Annotated in this window: 15 protein-coding genes and 1 pseudogene; 11 read left to right on the top strand and 5 right to left on the bottom strand. The window is 73.7% G+C overall.

The window, feature by feature from the left end:
* Window positions 1-48 precede the first annotated feature (48 nt).
* The gene (locus tag ACGFS9_RS25735; RefSeq protein ID WP_393256533.1) at window positions 49-3090 is read left to right on the top strand and encodes a hypothetical protein; all 3042 of its coding nucleotides are present in this window, start codon (window positions 49-51) and stop codon (window positions 3088-3090) included.
* On the opposite strand, the gene ACGFS9_RS25730 is transcribed toward ACGFS9_RS25735, so the two are convergent.
* The 4 genes and pseudogenes from ACGFS9_RS25730 to ACGFS9_RS25715 form a co-directional block, all read right to left on the bottom strand.
* The gene (locus ACGFS9_RS25730; protein WP_393256532.1) at window positions 3058-3456 is read right to left on the bottom strand and encodes a hypothetical protein; all 399 of its coding nucleotides are present in this window, start codon (window positions 3454-3456) and stop codon (window positions 3058-3060) included. The genes ACGFS9_RS25735 and ACGFS9_RS25730 overlap by 33 nt on opposite strands.
* A 146-nt stretch (window positions 3457-3602) precedes the next feature.
* Window positions 3603-4769 (bottom strand): pyridoxal phosphate-dependent aminotransferase, encoded by a 1167-nt coding sequence (locus ACGFS9_RS25725; RefSeq protein ID WP_393256530.1) that lies wholly within the window; start codon window positions 4767-4769, stop codon window positions 3603-3605.
* Window positions 4770-4880: 111 nt separating this feature from the next.
* Window positions 4881-5681 (bottom strand): annotated as a pseudogene (locus ACGFS9_RS25720) (aminotransferase class I/II-fold pyridoxal phosphate-dependent enzyme); the annotation flags it as partial.
* A 73-nt stretch (window positions 5682-5754) separates the two neighbouring features.
* Window positions 5755-6183 (bottom strand): VOC family protein, encoded by a 429-nt coding sequence (locus ACGFS9_RS25715; RefSeq protein WP_393256528.1) that lies wholly within the window; start codon window positions 6181-6183, stop codon window positions 5755-5757.
* Between the two features lie 1004 nt (window positions 6184-7187).
* Here ACGFS9_RS25715 and ACGFS9_RS25710 point away from each other — a divergent pair.
* From ACGFS9_RS25710 to ACGFS9_RS25680, 7 genes are all read left to right on the top strand, one after another.
* On the top strand, window positions 7188-7718 hold the full coding sequence (locus tag ACGFS9_RS25710) for a DUF2617 family protein (RefSeq protein ID WP_393256527.1): 531 nt from the start codon (window positions 7188-7190) through the stop codon (window positions 7716-7718).
* A gap of 303 nt (window positions 7719-8021) precedes the next feature.
* Complete coding sequence (locus tag ACGFS9_RS25705) at window positions 8022-9668, top strand: polyamine aminopropyltransferase (RefSeq protein ID WP_393256525.1); 1647 nt, start codon at window positions 8022-8024, stop codon at window positions 9666-9668.
* A 67-nt stretch (window positions 9669-9735) separates the two neighbouring features.
* Window positions 9736-10842, top strand: a complete 1107-nt coding sequence (locus tag ACGFS9_RS25700) for a carbon monoxide dehydrogenase (RefSeq protein ID WP_393256524.1) — start codon at window positions 9736-9738, stop codon at window positions 10840-10842.
* 255 nt (window positions 10843-11097) lie between these two features.
* On the top strand, window positions 11098-11892 hold the full coding sequence (locus ACGFS9_RS25695) for an aldose 1-epimerase (RefSeq protein ID WP_393256522.1): 795 nt from the start codon (window positions 11098-11100) through the stop codon (window positions 11890-11892).
* A gap of 10 nt (window positions 11893-11902) precedes the next feature.
* Complete coding sequence (gene pyrE, locus ACGFS9_RS25690) at window positions 11903-12451, top strand: orotate phosphoribosyltransferase (RefSeq protein ID WP_393256521.1); 549 nt, start codon at window positions 11903-11905, stop codon at window positions 12449-12451.
* Window positions 12452-12633: 182 nt separating this feature from the next.
* Window positions 12634-13656: a class II fructose-bisphosphate aldolase gene (fbaA, locus tag ACGFS9_RS25685; RefSeq protein WP_393256519.1), complete on the top strand. Its 1023-nt coding sequence runs from the start codon at window positions 12634-12636 to the stop codon at window positions 13654-13656.
* A 114-nt stretch (window positions 13657-13770) separates the two neighbouring features.
* Window positions 13771-15405: an MFS transporter gene (locus tag ACGFS9_RS25680; RefSeq protein ID WP_393256517.1), complete on the top strand. Its 1635-nt coding sequence runs from the start codon at window positions 13771-13773 to the stop codon at window positions 15403-15405.
* Between the two features lie 273 nt (window positions 15406-15678).
* Here the strand turns inward: ACGFS9_RS25680 and ACGFS9_RS25675 are convergent, their stop codons facing one another.
* The gene (locus tag ACGFS9_RS25675) at window positions 15679-16095 is read right to left on the bottom strand and encodes a DUF3151 domain-containing protein (protein WP_393256516.1); all 417 of its coding nucleotides are present in this window, start codon (window positions 16093-16095) and stop codon (window positions 15679-15681) included.
* 273 nt (window positions 16096-16368) lie between these two features.
* Here ACGFS9_RS25675 and ACGFS9_RS25670 point away from each other — a divergent pair, with 273 nt between their 5' ends.
* From ACGFS9_RS25670 to ACGFS9_RS25660, 3 genes are all read left to right on the top strand, one after another.
* The gene (locus ACGFS9_RS25670) at window positions 16369-17214 is read left to right on the top strand and encodes a tryptophan 2,3-dioxygenase family protein (RefSeq protein ID WP_393256514.1); all 846 of its coding nucleotides are present in this window, start codon (window positions 16369-16371) and stop codon (window positions 17212-17214) included.
* Window positions 17207-18406: a kynureninase gene (gene kynU, locus ACGFS9_RS25665; RefSeq protein WP_393256512.1), complete on the top strand. Its 1200-nt coding sequence runs from the start codon at window positions 17207-17209 to the stop codon at window positions 18404-18406. The genes ACGFS9_RS25670 and kynU overlap by 8 nt, the downstream gene beginning before the upstream one ends.
* A 761-nt stretch (window positions 18407-19167) precedes the next feature.
* Window positions 19168-20088, top strand: coding sequence for an alpha/beta hydrolase (locus tag ACGFS9_RS25660; protein WP_393256511.1), 921 nt, complete (start codon window positions 19168-19170; stop codon window positions 20086-20088).
* Window positions 20089-20163 lie beyond the last annotated feature (75 nt).

Below are 20163 nucleotides of genomic sequence, written 5' to 3'. Positions count from 1 at the left end.
CACCTGCCGTGCCCGCAGGTTGTCGTGCATCCACTTCGGGGGCTGAACGTGCCGCAGATCGACACCCGTCTCGTCCAGACCGCAGTCATCGGCGGCCGGGACTCGGACCAGCCCGTCATCCTCCCCGAGGAGCCGCACAACCTGGACGAGTTCCGCCGCCAGTTCGGCACTGACCGCTTCTGGTGCGGCGCGCTCCTCGGCGGTTGCGGAGAAAAGCTGATGACCAAGCGGTACGAGACCAAGGTCTGTCACTTCTCCCACTACCCGGATCGTCACGGAAACCGCTCGGTATGCGGCCGCACCGCCAACGGCGTGGACAGTGCCGACCACCTGTTCATCAAGCTGCATGTCACTCGATGGTTGGCGGACCAAGGGCACGCCGCGAGGGCCGAACTGCGTAGTCTCGGACGCGGTCCTGGGGACGCCGTGGATTTCTGGCTGCGTGCCACGGATCAGCATCTTCGATTCGAACTGCACCCGGAGGACTATCGGAACTGGCGCAAGGCCGCGGACAGTCTCGGGGCCAAGGAAGGCCACATCGAGTGGGTCTTCGGCCGAGACGGCGCGATCACGCGCGACATGGTGGCCCGCCAGGGCTACGCACTACGTGTGCGATGCGAGACCGAGGGGAACGATCGTCGCGTTCTCATCGGGACTGTGACCGAGAACCGTATCGTCACCTGGGCACCCCTTGAACAGTGCCGGATGGTGGGCAGCGGCTTGGTGACGCCGGCCCTTGAAGAACTGCGTGCCGAAGGGGTCATCCGAGAGGGCGGGATGCGTAACGACCCGCTCCCGGGAAGCCTGCCGTTACGCGGTGCCGAGATCGTTTTCGCGGTGGACGGTGAAACCGCGCCTCCGGCTGAGTCGCCGTTCGCCGCAGGCGGCCGCCACCTGGTGTCCGGCTTCGTCAAGCCGGCGGGCAGCCGCATCATTCGGGCTCATCTGTCCCTGCCCGAGGCGATCCCGGTACCTACGGAGCAGTACGTCTATCGGCTGTCGGGCGTGGTACGGCTGTTGATCACGGACCCTGTCGAAGGACAAGGCTCATCGTGGGCGGTCCGTGCCGACAGCCTTGTACAGCTCAACGGCCTGGACGCGGAACGCACCGGTCTGTGGCGTCCCAGCGTCGCGCTCGACGAGCGGCTCGACACAGCACCCCGCACATCACGCACCCGTACCGACACTGCGCCGGCGCAGCCCGAACGCAGCAGGGCGGCGACTATGCTCCGCCAGGCACTGGAACGTGTGGCGCGAGAGAGCACGACAACTACGTGGAACGAGCTCGCGCGCCGGATCCGTCTCGATCTCGCGCATCTGCCCGATCCCAAACGCAGGGACTTGCTGGTCGAGGTAGATAAACCGCTGAGCCCGGACAGGCCGCTGCTGTGTGTCCTGATCCTTGCAGGTTCCGGGCGCCCCCTTCCTTACCTGGGGACAGTCCTGAGGTTGCTCGGAGCCTCCGCCCCGGCGTCGGAGGCCGCTCTGCACCGGTGGAGCGAGACCGCGATCAAGAAGGCGCACGAGGTGTACGGGCAGACGCCGACACCCGCGCCGACGGCGTCCACGATTTCCAGGGAGGAGCCCGTCACCGAGGAGCAGACGCCCTCGCGCACCGACCTGCTGACGGCATCCCGGAAATTGGTGGGCATTCGAGCGAAACTGCGAGAAGCCACAGCCGCGCTCCCGCGAGCGAACGGTCGTCGTGCCACCCGGCTGTCGCAGACCATCGAACAAGGCGAGGCACACGCCCAGCGGTATTACGCCGCCCGCCGTCAGCGCCAGGCCCTTCGCGCCTGGCTGAAGGCCGGCGACCCCATTCTGGATGAACTCGACCGTTTGGTCGGCCGACCGGTCGCATCCCCGGAGACCGCTAGCCAGCCGGCCGACAGGGGCAATTCGGCATACGAGCCTTCCCAGCCCCGTGACGGAGCATCGAAGACCACCACGGGTGTGGAACAAGGAGCGCACGACCGACAGATCGAGACGGCTCGGAGTGTCGCCCGGGTCGCAGAGCTCTTCGTGGCGGCGACGATCACCAGCGATCTGGCAGAGGTAACAAAGCTCCGGCAAGAGGCGGAGAACATCCGTGACCACGAGCTCACAGTGGAGGTACGAGAGCGTCTCCAACGTCTGCGTGCAGACATGCGGAAATGGATCGGTGACCGTGAATCCGAGCCAGATCATGACGCGGAGGACGTCGACGAACCATCGGAAGCGCCACAGCTCACCGCCTTTGCCGAGGCACGGGTCGAATTCCAGTGGCTCGTCCAGGAGATCCGCGCCGCCCAAGAAGCCGGAGATCTGGCGGTGGTAGAGACGGCCCGCCGCCTGGCAGGCCCGGTCTACGCACGGCGACTGTCACCGCCCGACCGCGAGGAGTACACGCCTTTCATGCGTGAGGTGAAGGCGTGGTGCCGTGAGCACGATCCGGAGCAACAAGTAGATCCGTCCCTTCGAAGGATTCGCCAGCTACTCGCCGAGCTGGGCCGCGGCCGTGGGACCCGATCCGCAGACGAACTCGCTGACACATTCGACGAGATCGGGAGGCTCCGAAGCCGACTGGCCCAACCGCTGCCCACCGCGGAGAACAGGGAAGTTAGGCGCTGGCGACGCCAGTTGAAAGACCAGAAGCCCGCCAAGCGTGAGCGCTCCGCGCTGACGGCAACGACCGCGCCGCAGAGCGCGTCCCCCCAGCAGGCGGACGGTACGGTCGACCCCCGGCATGCTGATCGCCTCCCGATCGAGACCATCGATAAACTCGCCACCAGTGCCCGCGAGATCCTCGCGGACGCCGCACGCAGCGGGGGCAGACTCCTGACATGGGGAGATCTCCGTCTGCGGATGGGCGGCGGACTGCCTCATCTACACCCGGATGACCAAGGCGAGTTGCTCGTGACTGTGGATCGGGAAACGCCGGCCGACGAGCCTCTGCTGTCTACTTTGGTCACCAGCACCGACGAGTCACTGCACTGGCTGTACCGCCACGTCCGCTTCAGCCTCGGCCGTGAACGCATCGCGGCTTCGGAGCTTGAGGCCCACTGGGCAACCGAGGTACTACGGCTGCGACAAATCTGGCGCCATCGGTAACGTTCGACCGTCGCCGACAAGCGGTTCGAATGCCACGATCACCGAGGGGTCGAGGCCACACTCCGTGCAGCTCTCGTGGTCGTTGATTCCTCCGTCAGGCCGTTCCTGGCTCCGCAAACGCCTGACCTCGCGGATGTCTCCGCAGTACAGGCACACTCGCCAGCGCGCGAACTCGGAGGGGTGAGGAGGCGGACCCAGCAGTTCCTGAATGGCCTTGAACTTTTCGTCGGACCATCGCGGTGCCTTGGCCACCTGGCGCTGTACCCATTCCGCCATGGCCACCGCCTCTTCCTGCCGACGGTGATCCGCACGCGTCAGCTGGTACTCCTCAAGCTGCACGCCTTGGGCTACGCGTCTGGACTCCACTCTGGCGACACTACGGGGTTCTGGAGACTGCCGAGTTCGATCTGCCGGCCTGTACTCGAACGAGTGCAGACCGGTATGGGAGCCGGGACCCGCTCACGCTGGTGACCGTATTGCCTCAGTCCCATTCACGGCGAAGGGGCGTGAGCTCAGGACGCGAGGCGTCGCAGGCGGCTGGTGGCTTCGTGAAGAACGTCGTCCTTCTTGCAGAAGGTGAAGCGGACCTGGCTGCGGCCGGCGTCCGGGTCGTCGTAGAACACGGAGTTGGGGATGGCAACGACACCGCAGCGTTCGGGGAGCGCGCGGCAGAAGGCATAGGCGTCCTTCTCGCCGAACGGAGTGATGTCGGTGGTGATGAAGTACGTGCCCTGGGGCTGGTAGACCTCGAACCCGGCCGCCCGCAGGCCGTCGCCGAGCAGGTCGCGCTTGCGGTGGAGGTCGGCTCGGAAGTTCTCGAAGTACGAGTCCGGCAGGCGCAGCGCCTCGGCGATCGCGTACTGGAAGGGGCCCGCGCTGACGTACGTCAGGTACTGCTTTGCCGTCCGGACGGCGGAGACGAGCGGGCCGTTCGCCGTGACCCAGCCAACCTTCCAACCGGTGAAGGAGAAGGTCTTGCCGGCCGAGCCGATGGTGACCGTGCGTTCGCGCATGCCGGGCAGGGCCGCGATGGGGCGGTGGGTACCCTCGAAGACCAGGTGCTCGTACACCTCGTCGGTGACGACGAGCAGGTCGTGCTCGATGGCGAGTGCGGCGATGGCGCTCTGTTCGGCGCCGGTGAGGACCATGCCGGTCGGGTTGTGTGGGGTGTTGAGGAGAAGGAGACGGGTCCGCGGGGTGATCTTGGTGCGCAGCTCGTCCAGGTCCGGGCGGAAGGTCGGGGCGCGCAGGGTGAGCGGTACGCGCTTCGCGCCGGCCATCGCGATGCAGGCGGCGTAGGAGTCGTAGAAGGGCTCGAAGGCGATGACCTCGTCGTCCGGCTCCAGCAGCGCCAGCATGGTGGCGGCGATGGCCTCGGTGGCGCCGGCGGTGACCAGGACCTCGGTGTCGGGGTCGAAGGAGAGGTCGTAGAAGCGCTGCTGGTGGTCGGAGATCGCGGCGCGCAGTTCCGGGATGCCCGGGCCGGGCGGGTACTGGTTGCCCTTGCCCTCCCGCAGGGCGCGGACGGCGGCCTCGCGGATCTCCTCGGGGCCGTCGGTGTCGGGGAAGCCCTGACCCAGGTTGATCGAGCCCGTCGCGGTCGCCAGTGCCGACATCTCCGCGAAGATCGTCGTCCCGAGCCCGTCCAGCCTGCGGTTCAGCAGCGGCCTGCCGCTCATTTCTCCACCATCCTCACCCGGGCGTCCGGATATGCGTCGATCTTTCGGGACCATCCTCGCCGATGCCCGACCGGGCGCTTACGCGGCCAGCATCCAATAGGCAGGCGAAAAAGCCTTGACCCAGCCGACCTTCCAGCCCGTGAAGGAGAAGGTCTTGCCCGCGCTGCCGATGGTCACCGTCCGCTCGCGCATCCCCGGCAGGGTCACGAGAGGGATGTGCTCGGCGTCGTCGAAGACGAGGTGCTCGTAGACCTCGTCCGTCACCACGAGCAGGTTCCGCTCGACCGCCAGCCGGGCGATCTCGGTGAGTTCGTCCCGGGTCAGGACCGTGCCGGTGGGGTTGTGCGGGGTGTTGAGGAGCAGCAGGCGGGTCCGGTCGGTGACCGCGTCGCGCAGTTCGTCGAGGTCGAGGCGGAATCGCGGGTGCGTGGCCCCGTCCGCGTCCCCGGCCCCGGTGCCGGGGCGCAGCGTCACGGGGACGCGGGTGCCGCCCGCCAGGGCGATCGAGGCCGCGTACGAGTCGTAGTACGGCTCCAGGGCGATCACCTCGTCGCCGGGTTCCACCAGGGCGAGCAGCGCGGCGGCGATGGCCTCGGTGGCGCCCGCCGTGACCAGGACCTCGGTGTCGGGGTCGAGGGAGAGGCCGTAGCGGCGCTTCTGGTGGGCCGCGACGGCGCCGCGCAGCTCGGGGACGCCGGGCCCCGGCGGGTACTGGTTGCCGCGGCCGTCCCGCAGCGCGCGGACGGCCGCCTCCCGGATCTCCTCCGGGCCGTCGCGGTCGGGGAAGCCCTGGCCGAGGTTGATCGATCCGGTGGACGCCGCGAGGGCGGACATCTCGGCGAAGATCGTCGTCCCGAACTCGGCGAGCCGGCGGTTCAGCAGGGGGCGCGCACTGGAGGTCATGCGCGCCATCCTCCGCCCGCGGCCGGCGGTTCCTCAACTCCGCCGCCCCGCCGCATCCGGCGGGGGCGTGCCGGAGGGTCCCTCAGTCGATGCAGAACTCGTTGCCCTCGATGTCCAGCATCGGGATGCAGGCGTCCTCACCGTCGTAGAGCGTCTGCACGTGGACGGCGCCGAGCGGCTCCAGCCGTGCGCGTTCGGCCTCCAGCGCGGCGAGCCGCTCCTCGCCCACCAGCCCGGTGCCGACCCGGACGTCGAGATGCAGCCGGTTCTTGGCGGCCTTCCCCTCGGGGACCCGCTGGAAGTACAGGCGGGGGCCGACGCCCGAGGGGTCGACACAGGCGAACCACGCGTCCCGTTCCGCGGGGGGCCGCGACCGGGTGAAGTCGGCCCACGTGGCGAACCCCTCCGGCGGCGGCGGAACGACGTAGCCGAGCACCTCGCACCAGAATCGGGCCAGCCGTTCGGGTTCGGCGCAGTCGAAGGTGACCTGGAAGGTTCTGATCGTCGTCATCGGGCCACCGTAGGGACGCGCGCGGTTCGGCGACAGCCCGGCCGGCGGGCGGGACCGGCGAAGCGCGCGCGGGCGCCCGGAGAACGGGGCCCCGCGGGGGCGCGGGGCGCGCTTTCGTCCGGATGCTCTGAAGTTCCTCAACTGTGCTTTGGCCCGTGACGGGTGAGGGCATCCCCCTGTCACGCAAGACCGGAAACGTGAAGCACGGCCCACGGGGGGCCGCTTCGGGGGAAGAAGGAGGGGGCGCCATGATCTTCGGCATCATCCTGGCGGTCGTCCTGCTCGTCGTCGTCGTGAAGGCCGTGAGCGGGAGCAGCAGGCGTGGGCGCGGGGCGGCGGGTCGGAGCGGACGCCGTTCCGGGAGCGGGTCGGCGAGCGACAACAGCTGGTGGGCCGGGGGCGGGGCCGCGGCCGGCGGCAGCACGTCGTGCGGGTCGAGTTCGCCCGGCGACCACCCCGGCGGCCACGGAAGTCACCACGGCGGTCACGGGGGTCACTCCTGCGGGGGCCACAGCGGTCACTCCTGCGGGGGGCACTCGTCGTGCGGAGGCTCGTCCTGCGGAGGCGGGTCCTCGTGCGGTGGCGGCGGCGGATGCGGTGGAGGCAGCTGACGCAGGGCGGGCCGGGCTCCCCGCGGGGAGCGCGCGTCCGGCGTACGGAGGTGCCCGCCGGCAGACCACTGCCGGCGGGCACACGCGTACCCACGGGCGTACGCCGTGGTTGAACAGTTGAGCTGTGCAGCCCTCGGGGGGATGGAAACCCTCCGAAGTTGGGTAAAAACGCTGTGGCGGCGCCATCGTTCATGATTCCCTCTACATCACCGAAGCAGCCCTGGTGGATCACCGATGCGGCCCTGGACCCGCGGTCCTCGGAAGTCCATCGGATGGTCCTATCGGACCCGTCCTTCGGATGTCCTTCCGGCCGGGCTGACCGGGCCGTCCCCCGGTTCCGACCCGCCGCGCCGGAACCCCACCTCACCTTTTGCGTGCTAGCGGAGCCGACCCATGCTCACGACCCTGAACACCTCGTACACCGACACGCGCGCGGCCGATCTCGCCTGGACGCTGGGCCGCGAGCCGCTGCCCGCCCTCGCCACCCTCGATCTCGAACTGGACCGGGCGAAACTCCAGTTGAGACTGCTCGGCGCGTCCCACCAGGTGCTCCTGGAGGAGGAGCGGGGCAGTTGCTCGGAGACCGTCGCGTGCATCCCCGGCAGCAGCACCCCGCTGCCGCTCGCCGTGGCCAAGCAGTTCGGCGTGTGGGAGTACGAGTTCGCGGCCCGCGTCGAGATCCTGTCGCCCGGCTCCTTCGCCGGCCGCGCCCAGGAGTTGCTCGCCCTCGTCTCGGACCACCCGCAGGGACTCGCGGGCGTCTTCCCCGGCAGCCCGCACGCCTTCACCGCGATGCTCGCCCAGCGGCACGACGGCCAGGTCCACTGGCGTACGTGGCACGCCTACCCGCAGGACGGGCAGTTGGTCGCGACGCGTACCCGGGTCGGCGTACGGACGGAGGCGCTCAGCGCGTCCGGGGTCTGACCCCTCGGGCGGCGGGCGCGCCAACGGCCCGCGGCGGCCTGTCCGGGAACGGGTGTGGTGGGTGGTGGCGAACGGCGCGGGGCGACGGCCGGAGCGGGGTGTCGGGCGCGGGGTGCCGGCCGCTCAAGGCGCTTGCCGGCGCCGGTGGGCGGCCCGTGTCGCGCCGCGGGTTCCCGGCCGCCGGGCGCGGGCGGCGGGCGGGCGGGAACCCCGTCCGCGTCAGCCTCGTGCGCCGGGAAGCGGGGTGCTTTCCACACGTGTGGGTGACGAAGCGCGGTGGGGCCGTCACGTAGCGTTCGCCACGTGATCGAACCGCACGCGCCTGCCCCACCCGGCGCGCCGCCGCCCTGGGGCGTCCAGGGCCAGGCGCGGCTGCCCGTCCGGCCGGGCGTCGGCCGGTTCCTCGTCCTGGCCGGTGTGTTCGTCTGCGCCGCCTGCGGGCTGGTGTACGAACTCGAACTCGTCGCGCTCGCCTCGTACCTGATCGGGGACTCCGTCACCCAGGCGTCCGTCGTGCTGTCCGTCATGGTCTTCGCGATGGGCGTCGGCTCGCTGGCCGCGAAACGGCTGCGCCCGCGCGCCGCGGCCGGGTTCGGGGCGGTCGAGGCGGTGCTCGCGCTGGTCGGCGGATGCAGCGCGATGGCGCTGTACGCGGCGTTCGCCTGGACCGGCGGCTGGGGCGGCCTGTGGGCGGACGGGTCCCGCTGGCTGCTGGTGGCGTTCTCGCTCGCCATCGGGCTGCTCATCGGCGCCGAGGTCCCGCTCCTGATGGAGCTGATACAGCGCATCCGCCGTCAGGACCCCGGCGGCGCGGTCGCCGACCTGTTCGCCGCCGACTACGTGGGCGCCCTCGTCGGCGGCCTCGCCTTCCCCTTCCTGCTGCTGCCGCTGTTCGGCCAGCTCACCGGCGCGCTGCTCACCGGAACGGTCAACGCGGTGGCGGGCGGCGCCCTCGTGCTGGGCCTGTTCCGCCGGGACCTGAGCCGCCGGGCACGCTGGGCCCTGCTCGTCGCCAACGTCGTCGTCCTCGGGCTGCTCGGCTCCGCCGCCGTGCTGGTCGACGACTTCGAACGGGCCGCGCGGCAGGCCGTGTACGGCGACGACGTCCGGGTGGCCCGGCGCGGCGGCGACCAGGAGGTCGTCCTCGCGGGCGGGAGCCGCGGCCACCCCCTGCACCTCTTCCTCGACGGCCGGCTGCGGTTCGACGGCGGCGACGGGCACCGGTACCACGAGGCGCTCGTGCACCCGGCGATGAACGGCCCGCACGCGCGCGTGCTCATCCTCGGCGGCGGTGACGGCCTCGCCGCCCGCGAGGTGCTGCGCCGCACCGGAGTCCGCCGGGTCGACGTCGTGGAGAGCGACGCCGACGTCGTCCGGCTGGCCCGGCACGACGCCGCGCTCACCGCCCTCAACCACCACGCGTACGGCGACCCGCGGGTGCGCGTGGTGACGGCGGACGCCTTCGGCTGGCTGCGCGGCGCGCGGTCGACGTACGACGTGGTCGTCTCGGACCTGCCCGACCCGGGCCGCACGGCGAGCAGCAAGCTGTACTCGCAGGAGTTCTACGGACTCGTCCGGCGGGTGCTCGCCCCGGGCGGACGCCTCGTCGTCCACGCGGGCTCTCCGGCGGGCCCGCGGGAGCGGGTGTTCTGGACGGTGGAGTCGACCGTGCGCGCCGCCGGGCTGCGCACCACGCCCTACCGGGTCACCGGCCGGAACCCCGCCGCGGTCGCGGGGCCCGGCCACGGCACCGCCGGGGCGGCGGACGCCCCCGGCGACTGGGGCTTCGTGCTGGCCGCCCGTTCCTCCGGAGCCCTGCGGCCGCCGGCCTCCGGGCCGCGCCCGCTCACCCGGGCGGTCCTCGCCGCCGACGCCAGGGCCGCCGAACGCGACCGGCCGCAGCGGCCGCCGCCGCCCTCCACGCTGGTCCACCCGCGGTACGCCGACTGAGCAGGAGGTGCGGGAATCCCGTGATACCCGGGTGCGGTCGCCAAGGCGCTGGGTAGGCTCGGCTGACATGGAGCATGAGGTGTTCGTTCCGTTTCCGGCCGGTCCACTCCGCGAGGCCCTGGCCGACCCCGTCCGGGTCGCCCGCGCCGTCCCGGGGCTCCAGCAGGACGCCTCCGCCGACCCCGGCGAGGGTCCGTCGGACAAGACCCCGGCCGCCGCCGGCGGTGGGCAGGACGCCGACCGGGGCGCGCACCCGCGGCCCGTCCGGGTCGCCGGACGCCTGAAGGTCCGCGTCGCCGGTCACACGATCACCTACCGCGGGGCACTCGCGGTCACCGCCCGGGACGACGGTGCGTACGCCGTCGAGGGCGACGGTACGGAGGTGCGCGGCGGGGGCGCGGTGAAGCTGGCCCTCACCCTGCGGCTCGTGCCCGCCGAGGGCGGCACGAGCGTCGTCTACGGCGGTACCGCGTCCGCCGACGGCCGTGTCGCCGGACTCCCGCGGGACCCGGTCGTGGCGGCGGCCCACCGCCTGCTCACCCGGTTCACCCTCGCCCTGACCGGGGGCCCGCGCGCGGATGACGGGGACGCGCAGGCCCGGCCGCCCGCCCCCGAGGCCCGTCCGGGGGACCGGGAGCCCGGGTCCCGCGCCGCCCGGCGGGCCGGGTCCGGCGCCGGTGCCGCGGCCGAAGAGCCCGGTGGACCGGGCGGCCCGGAGGAGGAGGTGTCCGGGCCGGGCGGCGGCCGGGGCGCCGGAGCGGAACCCGGAGCAGGGCGGGACCGGTCCGGTCGGGACGCGCCGGAGGGCGCCGAGCCGGCACCGGGCGCCGACCCGTCCGCCCTCTTCGGGCCGGAAGGGCCGCCCTCCCCGCTGGACCCGACGGTGGAGGGCGCCGACCTGGGCGCCTTCGGCGACTTCGGCGCAGAGGCGTTCGGCGAGGACGGCGAACCGGGGGAGGAGGACGCGATGGCCGAGGCCGCGCACGCGCGCCGGACGATGATCGGGCGCAGCGCGGAGGAGGTCGACCACGCCCCGCCGCGCGGCCGCTACGCCCCCGTACCGCCCCCGGAGGCGACCGCCGCCCGCGCCACCCTCCGCTGGGCCGCGCCCGCGGCGGCCCTCGCGGTCGCGTCGGCGATCGCCGTGACCCGGGTGCTGCGCAGGCGCCGGTAGCGGCCGGCGCCGGCGGCGTCTCCCTGATGGCCGGTCCCCCGGGCGGGGGTGCGCGGTGGTCGCGGCGGCGCCTGCGGTGGCCGTGGTGCGGCCGGTGCGGGGCGGGCCGGGGACCGGCGGTGGGAGCGTCGGGAGCGGGACGTGGCGGGCGGTCGCGGCTCGTGCGGGGTGCGACCCGCACGGTGCGACACCGGGCGGCCGGTGTCCCGGAGGGCGGGACGGCGGCGCGGGGCGGTGGACCAGTAGGGTCGCTGCGTGAGTGACGAAGACATCACGCTGACCGCGGGTGACGCGGAGGTGACCGTGACGCCGGGCAACGGCGGACGGATCGGGAGTCTGCGGGTCGGCGGCGTCGAACTGCTGCGGCAGGGCGCCAAGTTCGGGTGCTTCCCGATGGTTCCGTGGTGCGGCCGGGTCCGGGACGGCCGGTTCCTCGACGGGGCGACCGTCCGGCAGATGCCGCTCAACTCCCCGCCGCACGCCATCCACGGCACCGCCCGCGACGGCGCCTGGAGCACCGCGCGCGCCACCGCCGACGAGGCCGTGATCACGTACGACCTGGTGGAGCCGTGGCCGCACCCCGGGCGGGTCACCCAGGTCTTCGCCCTGACCGGGGACGGGCTGACCGTCACCCTGTCGGTGGAGACCCACGCGGACTCCTTCCCCGCCCAGGTCGGCTGGCACCCCTGGTTCAACCGCAGCCTGGGCGACGGCGGGGCGGACGCGCGGATCGACTTCCTGCCCGCCTGGCAGGAGGAGCGCGGCGACGACCACCTGCCCACCGGCCGCCGGGTGGACCCCGGTCCCGGCCCGTGGGACGACTGCTTCGGCATGCCGGACGGCGTCGACGTCACCCTCACCTGGCCGGAGCGGCTGGAGCTGAAGGTCACCAGCCGTGAGGAGTGGGCCGTCGTCTACGACGAGCAGGAGGCCGCCGTGTGCGTGGAACCGCAGACCGGCCCGCCGAACGGCCTCAACACCCATCCGCGCCAGGTCACGCCCATCGAGCCGCTCGAAGCCACCATGACCTGGAGCTGGCGGCGCCTCTAAGCTGGCGGGCATGAGTGACGTACGCGGCGCGCTGCTGCAGCAGATCAAGGACAAGGCCGTGGTGCACGGCAAGGTGACCCTCTCCTCGGGTCTGGAAGCCGACTACTACGTCGACCTGCGCCGGGTCACGCTGGACGGCGAGGCCGCCCCGCTCGTCGGTCAGGTCCTGCTGGACCTGACCGAGGGCCTGGAGTACGACGCGGTGGGCGGCCTGACCATGGGCGCCGACCCGGTCGGCACCGCCGTGCTGCACGCCGCCGCGGCGCGCGGGCGCCGCGTCGACGCGTTCGTCGTCCGCAAGGCGGCCAAGGCGCACGGCCTGCAGCGCCGCGTCGAGGGCCCGGACATCAAGGGCCGGCGCGTGCTCGTGGTCGAGGACACCTCCACCACGGGCGGCTCCCCGCTCGAAGCGGTCCGGGCGGTCCGGGAGGCGGGCGCCGAGGTCGTCGCCGTCGCCACGATCGTGGACCGGGCCACCGGAGCCGCCGAGAAGATCGAGGCCGGCGCCGGCGTGCCGTACCTCTTCGCCTACTCCAAGGACGAGTTGGGGCTCGACTGACCGCGCCCCCGCGGGACCCCGCCGGGCGCGGGGTCCCGTATGCCGGACACGGCGTGCCGTCCGGCCGGGCACGTCTGGAAAGATGGGGCCGACGATGACGTCGCCCCCCTAGGTCAGGGCCATAGCACCCGTCCCGTACGGCAGCAGCAGTACGCAGACCCGCACATACAAGGAGCGGACAGATGCCCATCGCAACCCCCGAGGTCTACGCCGAGATGCTCGACCGGGCGAAGGCAGGCAAGTTCGCCTACCCGGCCATCAACGTGACCTCGTCCCAGACCCTGCACGCTGCGCTGCGCGGCTTCGCGGAGGCGGAGAGCGACGGCATCATCCAGATCTCCACCGGTGGCGCGGAGTTCCTGGGCGGCCAGCACAACAAGGACATGGTGACCGGCGCGGTCGCCCTCGCCGAGTTCGCGCACATCGTCGCCGCCAAGTACGACATCACCGTCGCGCTGCACACGGACCACTGTCCCAAGGAGAAGCTCGACGGGTACGTGCGCCCGCTGCTCGACATCTCCGCCGAGCGCGTCGCCCAGGGCCGTGACCCGCTGTTCCAGTCCCACATGTGGGACGGCTCCGCCGAGACCCTCGCGGACAACCTGGACATCGGCCGGGAGCTGCTCGCCAAGGCCGTCGCCGCGAAGATCATCCTCGAGGTGGAGATCACCCCCACCGGCGGCGAGGAGGACGGCGTCAGCCACGAGATCAACGACTCGCTGTACACGACCGTCGAGGACGCGCTGCGCACCGCCGAGGCCCTCGGCCTGGGCGAGAAGGGCCGCTACCTGCTGGCCGCCTCCTTCGGCAACGTGCACGGCGTCTACAAGCCGGGCAACGTCGTGCTGCGCCCCGAGCTGCTGAAGGACCTCCAGGAGGGCGTGGCCGCCAAGTACGGCAAGGCGAGCCCGTTCGACTTCGTCTTCCACGGCGGCTCCGGCTCCACCGCCGAGGAGATCGCCACCGCGCTGGAGAACGGCGTCGTGAAGATGAACCTCGACACCGACACCCAGTACGCCTTCACCCGTCCGGTCGTGGACCACATGTTCCGCAACTACGACGGTGTCCTGAAGGTCGACGGCGAGGTCGGCACGAAGTCCAAGTACGACCCGCGCACCTGGGGCAAGCTCGCCGAGGCCGGCATGGCGACCCGCGTGGCCGAGGCGTGCGCCGCCCTGCGCTCCACGGGCACCCGCCTGAAGTAGTCGCCCGGGGCGGGCGCGCGACGGCGGCCGGCCGGCCCCGGTCACGCGCCCGCGAACCCCGTGGAAGGGTCCGGCACCCGGCGCGGTGCCGGGCCCTTCCGTATGCTCCGGGGTATGGCCGTACCCGAGCGGGACGCATCGGACGAGGGGCCCGGCGCCGGTTCCGGACGCGGACCGGGCGACGGAACCGAGCACGGTCCCGTTCCCGGCCCCGCGGTCCGGATCGCCTCCCCGGCCGGCCGGTGGGTGCTGCTGACCACGGTCCTCGGCTCCAGCATGGCCCTGCTGGACTCGACGGTGGTCAACGTCGCCCTGCCGACGATCGGCCGGGACCTGGACGCGAGCCTCGCGGCCCTCCAGTGGACCGTCAACGGCTACATGCTCACGCTGGCCGGGCTGATCCTGCTCGGCGGCTCGCTCGGCGACCGCTTCGGACGCCGGAAGGTCTTCGTCGTCGGGGTGGTGTGGTTCGCCGCCGCGTCCCTGGCCTGCGGGCTCGCCCCGGACGTGGGCGTGCTCATCGCGGCCCGCGTCCTCCAGGGGGTCGGCGGGGCGCTGCTCACCCCCGGTTCGCTCGCGATCATCCAGGCGTCCTTCCACCCGGACGACCGGGCCCGGGCCGTCGGCCTGTGGTCGGGGTTCGGCGGCGTCGGGGCCGCCGTCGGCCCGTTCCTCGGCGGCTGGCTGGTGGACGGGCCGGGCTGGCGCTGGGTCTTCCTGCTGAACATCCCGGTCGCCCTGGTGTGCGTGCCGGTCGCCCTGCGGCACGTGCCGGAGTCGGCCGGCACCGTGAACGGGGCCGCGGCCGGTGACGGGAGTACCGCGCCGCGCCGCCGCTTCGACGTCCTCGGGGCCGTGCTCGGCGCGGTCGCGCTCGCCCTGGTGACGTACGCGCTGATCGAGGCGCGCGGCGCCTCCCTGGTCGTGGTGGCGGCGGCGGTCGCGGGTGTGGCGGCGGGCGTGGCCTTCGTCCTGGTCGAACGGCGGCGCCCCGATCCGATGATGCCGCCGGACATCTTCGCCTCGCGCCAGTTCACGGCCGTCAACCTGGTGACCCTGTGCGTCTACGCGGCCTTCGGCGGCTTCTTCTTCCTCACCGCGCTGCAACTCCAGGTGGTCGCCGGCTACTCCGCGCTCGAAGCGGGTACGGCGTTGCTGCCGACCACCGTGCTGATGCTGCTCTTCTCCGCGCGCTCCGGCGAACTCGCCCAGCGGATCGGGCCGCGCGTCCCGCTCACCGTCGGCCCCCTGCTGTGCGCGGCGGGCATGCTGCTGATGCTGCGGGTCGGCGAGGACGCCTCGTACCTCGCGGACGTGCTGCCCGCCCTGCTGGTGATGGGCCTCGGCATGGTCACCCTGGTCGCGCCGCTCACGGCCACGGTGCTGGCCTCGGTGGACACCGGGCGGGCGGGGCTCGCGAGCGGCATCAACAACGCGGCGGCCCGCGCGGCCGGTCTCGTCGCCGTGGCCGCGCTGCCCGTGCTCACCGGGATGGGGCCCGAGGCGTACCGGTCGGCGGACGCGTTCGACGCCGCGTTCCGGCGGGCGATGCCGCTGTGCGCGGGCGTGCTGGTGATCGGCGCGGCGCTGGCCTTCACGACGGTGCGCCGCCCGCCTCCCGGCTGCCGCCGTCCCGAGTGCCGCACCCACGGATCGGTCCTGGCGCCCCCGCTGGAGCCCCGCCGGGTCCCGTACCGGGCCCCCGGCGCTTCCGCCCGGCCCGAGCCGGACGCCGACCCGGCCGCCTGAGAGCGCCCGCACGCGCGGACCGGCGGCGCCCCGGCCCGCCGACGCCGGCGCGGGCACCCGACGGCGCTGCGCGCGGGAGCGGGCGCCCGGCCCGGACCCGGGCGAGCCGCACCCGGGGCGTACCCGGGTGGTCGGCGGCCGGCCGCACGGGAGGGCGGCCTCGCCCGGCGGGCGAGGGGCGTCGGTGCCGGGGGAGAGTACGGCGCGGGGCGGGCGCCGGGTGCCGCCGCCTCGCGGAGAGGCGGCGGCTGCGCGGCCGTGCCGCCGCGTCCGTCAGCGCAGCGCGGTGTACGCCTCGGCGCTGCTGTCCTGGAGGAACTGCCAGCAGCGCTCCGCCTCGTCCTTCTCGTCGATCTCGCCGGCCGCGCGGGCCAGCGTCGCGAGGCAGCGCAGGAACCCGCGGTTGGCCTGGTGGTCCCAGGGGATGGGGCCGTGCCCCTTCCAGCCCGCCCGGCGCAGCGCGTCGAGCCCGCGGTGGTAGCCGGTGCGCGCGTAGGCGTAGGACTCGACCACCCGTCCCGCCTCGAAGGCGTCGTCGGCGAGCATGGCCCAGGCCAGCGAGAAGGTGGGGTACTTCGCCGCCACCTCGGCGGGGGCCTCGGACTCCTCGCCGAGCAGGCGGTACGCCTCCTCGTTCTGCGGCAGAAAGGTCGGATCGGGGCCGTCCAGCAGGTTCTTGTGGGTCGTCATACGGCCAGTCTGCCACCCGGCGGGCGGCGCCGATCGCGCCGCCGGAGGCGACGGCCGACGCCCCCCGGGGAGCGGTCCGGGAACCGCCGGCCGGCCGCGCCCGGCGGGGGCGCGGGCGCCGTCCCGCCGGACCCGGCCGGTCCGCCCGGTGTGACCGGGCGGACCTTGCGGTTTCGGGGGACGATTGTGGAGGATGCCCGGTGGGGACCGGGGCCCCCGTGTCGGTAACGGCAGGGGCGGACCGCTACCCGGAGCACAACGCAGGAGACAGCGATGTCCCACCAGGCTCAGCCCGCGCAGGCTCAGGAGCCCGAGACCCCGCATCTCGACTTCCAGGGCACCACGCCGTACGAGGACTACGTACAGGCCGACGTGCTCACCCACCTCCAGCACACCCTCTCCGACGATCCCGGAGAGATGGTCTTCCTGGTGACGACCCAGGTCATGGAGCTGTGGTTCACGGTCATCGTCCACGAGTGGGAGACGGCGGCACGGGCGCTGCGCTCGGACGACGTGCCCGTCGCGGTGGCCGCGCTGAAGCGCTCGGTGCGGGAGCTGGAGGCGCTGAACGCCTCCTGGCGGCCCCTCGGACAGCTCACCCCGGCCCAGTTCAACTCCTACCGCTCGGCCCTCGGCGAGGGCTCCGGTTTCCAGTCCGCGATGTACCGGCGCATGGAGTTCCTGCTGGGCGAGAAGTCCGCGTCGATGCTCGTCCCGCACCGGGGCGCGCCGCGGGTGCACGCCGAGCTGGAGAAGGCGCTGCAGGAACCGAGCCTGTACGACGAGGTGCTGCGGCTCCTCGCGCGGCGCGGGCACGCGATCCCGGCCGCGGTGCTGGAGCGCGACGTGGCGCTGCGCTACGAGCCGGTTCCCGAGGTCGAGGCCGTCTGGACGGCGCTGTACGCGGGGGACGACGGCGACGAGCTGGCCCGACTCGGCGAGGCGCTCACCGACGTGGCCGAGCTGGTGTGGCGATGGCGCAACGACCACCTCGTCGCCACCCGCCGCGCGATGGGCGCGAAGACCGGCACGGGCGGCTCCGCCGGGGTGGCCTGGCTGGAGAAGCGCGCGCAGAAGAACGTGTTCCCCGAGCTGTGGACGGCGAGGTCCCATGTCTGAGCGAGCCCCCGAGTCCCTCGCCGCCCGGGCCGCGGCGCTCGACACCGCCGACGAACTCGGCAAGCTGCGCGAGCGGTTCGTGCTGGACGACGTGGTCTACCTGGACGGCAACTCGCTCGGCGCGCTGCCCGTGGACGTGCCCGGCCGCGTCGAGGACGTCGTCCGCCGCCAGTGGGGCGAACTGCGCATCCGCTCCTGGGAGGAGAGCGGCTGGTGGACGGCGCCCGAGCGGATCGGCGACCGGATCGCCCCGATCGTCGGCGCCGCGCCCGGTCAGATCGTGGTCGGCGACTCGACCAGCGTGAACGTCTTCAAGGCCCTGGTGGGCGCGGTGCGGCTGGCACCCGAGGGCCGGGACGAGATCCTGGTGGACGCGACGACGTTCCCGACGGACGGCTACATCGCGGCGTCCGCGGCGCGCCTGACGGGGTGTGAGCTGCGCCCGGTCGACCCGGCCGCGCTGCCGTCGGCGCTCGGGCCGCGCACCGCGGCCGTGCTGCTGAACCACGTGGACTACCGCACCGGCCGGCAGTACGACCTGCCCGCCCTGACCGAGGCGGTCCACGCGGTGGGCGCGCTCGCGGTGTGGGACCTGTGCCACAGCGCGGGCGCCCTGCCCGTCGGGCTGGACGAGCACGGCGTGGACCTCGCGGTCGGCTGCACGTACAAGTACCTGAACGGCGGCCCCGGTTCGCCCGCGTACCTCTATGTGCGCTCCGGTCTCCAGGACCGCTTCGACTCGCCCCTGCCGGGCTGGAACTCGCACGCGCAGCCGTTCGGCATGAGCCCCGCGTACGAGCCGGCGCGTGGTGCGGCACGCGGGCGGGTCGGCACGCCGGACATCCTCTCGATGCTGGCGCTCGAAGCGGCGCTGGAGGTGTGGGACGGCGTCGCCGTCGACTCCGTCCGCGCCAAGTCCCTCGCCCTGACGGACTTCTTCCTGGAGTGCGTCGCCGCGTACGTCCCCGAGGGCCGGGTCGAGTCGGTGACGCCGGCCGCCCACGCGGAGCGGGGCAGCCAGGTCGCGCTGCGCTGCCCGGACGCCGGTCCCGTGATGAAGCGCCTGATCGACCGGGGCGTCGTCGGGGACTTCCGGCACCCGGACATCCTGCGCTTCGGCTTCACCCCGCTGTACGTCGGTTTCGCGGAGACGGAGCGGGCGGCCCGCGTGCTGGCCGACGTCCTGGGCTGACGAGCGCGGTACCCGGGGCCGCCCCGGCGCGGCGGGCGGGGCACGGCCCCTCCGGCGGGCGCACGGGCGGCCCTTCGGCACACGGAAGGTGCTCTCCGGCGCCGGGGAGCGGGGGCCGCGGCGGTGCCCCGGTGAGGGCGGGGGCGGACTCCCCGGACCGGGTCCGGCCGGGGCCCTCCCAGAACCCGCCTTCCCGGGGGTTCGCCCGGTGGGGGCGGCCCGGGCGCCGGGTCTGGGTCGCCGTCCGGGGGTGGCCCGTTTCCGGCGAGGGCAGTCCGACGCCGGGTCTCGGTCGCCGTCCGGGGGTGGCCCGTTTCCGGTGGGGGCGGTCCGGGCGCCGGGTGTGGGTCGCCGTCCGGGGGTGGCCCGTTCCCGGCGAGGGCAGTCTGGGCGCCCGGACTCTGTCGCCGTCCGGGCGCGGCCCGTTTCCGGTGGGGGCCGTCGACCGGCAGCGCCCGGCACGCCCGTGGACCTCGTGCCTGGCCGCGTGCCGGCGCGGCGTCCGCGTCCGCGGGGGCCCGCCCGCGCGGAGACCGCGGCGGGACGGCGCCCGCACCGGCCCGCCGACGACCTCGGGGGCAGGGAAGGGGGCAGCCACCACTGTGCCCCCCGGCACGGGCCCGCCCGTCGCCCCCGGCGGCCGGGCGGGGCCCCCGGCGCGCGGGGCGCCGGGGCACGGGACCCGCCTGGTACCGTCCCGGCCGACGGCCGAGTGCTTCCCTGGTCCGCCACCATCCGTATCGCCGCTGAGAGGTCGGAACATGCAGGACGACGACGCCCGCCGGGACGCTGCCGAGGCCGAAGAGGCGTCCGCCTTCTCCCACCCCGTCGTCGACCCCGACGTCACCAGGGCGTACGGCGACCATCCCGACCAGGTGATCGACTTCTACGTCCCGCGCGACCCCGGCCCGGCGGCCCCGGCCCCCCTCGTGGTCCTCCTGCACGGCGGTGCCTGGCGTGCCTCGTACGACCGGCGGCACGTCACGCCCCTCGCGGACTTCCTGGCCCGGCGGGGCTTCGCCGTGGCGAACGTGGAGTACCGGCGCGGCGCGGCTCCGGCGCCGGAGCCGGGCGGCGTGATCCCCGCGCAGGCCGGCCCGGTGGCGCCCGCGGGGCCGGTCGCGGGCCGCTGGCCCGACAGCCTCGACGACGTGGCCGCCGCGCTGGACGCGCTGCCCGCGCTCGTGGGCGAGGCGGTGCCGGGCGCCGATGCCCGGCGCACGGTGGTCGTCGGGCACTCGGCCGGCGGGCACCTCGCCCTGTGGGCGGCGGCGCGTCACCTGCTGCCCGCCGACGCGCCCTGGCGCACCGAGCGGCCGGCCCGGCTGCGGGGTGTCGTGGCGCTCGCGCCGATCGCCGACTTCGAGGTCGCCGAGAAGCTGGGCGTGTGCGACGGGGCGGCCCGGCAGTTCCTCGGCGGGGAGGCCGGCTGGGCCGCGCGGCTGCCGTACGCCGATCCGGTCCGGCTGCTGCCCACCGGGATCGCCACCACGCTCGTCCAGGGGCAGGCGGACGTCGTGGTGCCGCAGGCCGTCGCCGCGGCGTACGCGGACGCCGCCGCCGGGGCGGGCGAGGTGGTCGGCCTGACCCTCCTGGAGGGTGTCGGGCACTTCCCGCTCATCGACCCGGCCGCCGACGCGTGCGCGGTGGTGGCGGAGGAGATCGCCCAACTGGCCTGGTAGCGGGCCCCTTCGGCGCACCCGCCCGCTCGGGGCGGCCGGCCCGCACCCCGCCCCGGCCGGTCTCCCGGAGGTGCC

Origin of the sequence: Streptomyces sp. NPDC048566 (assembly GCF_043199735.1) — a bacterium.
GTDB lineage: Bacteria > Actinomycetota > Actinomycetes > Streptomycetales > Streptomycetaceae > Streptomyces.
The sequence above is the reverse complement of the archived record's forward strand: the minus strand, read 5'-3'. Positions and strand labels throughout refer to the sequence as shown.

Excerpts from the sequence above, each read along its gene's own strand:
- ACGFS9_RS25725 (WP_393256530.1), bottom strand. The coding sequence starts at position 4,769 with ATGAGCGGCAGGCCGCTGCTGAACCGCAGGCTGGACGGGCTCGGGACG.
- ACGFS9_RS25715 (WP_393256528.1), bottom strand. The coding sequence starts at position 6,183 with ATGACGACGATCAGAACCTTCCAGGTCACCTTCGACTGCGCCGAACCC.
- ACGFS9_RS25710 (WP_393256527.1), top strand. The coding sequence starts at position 7,188 with ATGCTCACGACCCTGAACACCTCGTACACCGACACGCGCGCGGCCGAT.
- ACGFS9_RS25700 (WP_393256524.1), top strand. The coding sequence starts at position 9,736 with ATGGAGCATGAGGTGTTCGTTCCGTTTCCGGCCGGTCCACTCCGCGAG.
- pyrE (WP_393256521.1), top strand. The coding sequence starts at position 11,903 with ATGAGTGACGTACGCGGCGCGCTGCTGCAGCAGATCAAGGACAAGGCC.
- fbaA (WP_393256519.1), top strand. The coding sequence starts at position 12,634 with ATGCCCATCGCAACCCCCGAGGTCTACGCCGAGATGCTCGACCGGGCG.
- ACGFS9_RS25680 (WP_393256517.1), top strand. The coding sequence starts at position 13,771 with ATGGCCGTACCCGAGCGGGACGCATCGGACGAGGGGCCCGGCGCCGGT.
- ACGFS9_RS25675 (WP_393256516.1), bottom strand. The coding sequence starts at position 16,095 with ATGACGACCCACAAGAACCTGCTGGACGGCCCCGATCCGACCTTTCTG.
- ACGFS9_RS25670 (WP_393256514.1), top strand. The coding sequence starts at position 16,369 with ATGTCCCACCAGGCTCAGCCCGCGCAGGCTCAGGAGCCCGAGACCCCG.
- kynU (WP_393256512.1), top strand. The coding sequence starts at position 17,207 with ATGTCTGAGCGAGCCCCCGAGTCCCTCGCCGCCCGGGCCGCGGCGCTC.
- ACGFS9_RS25660 (WP_393256511.1), top strand. The coding sequence starts at position 19,168 with ATGCAGGACGACGACGCCCGCCGGGACGCTGCCGAGGCCGAAGAGGCG.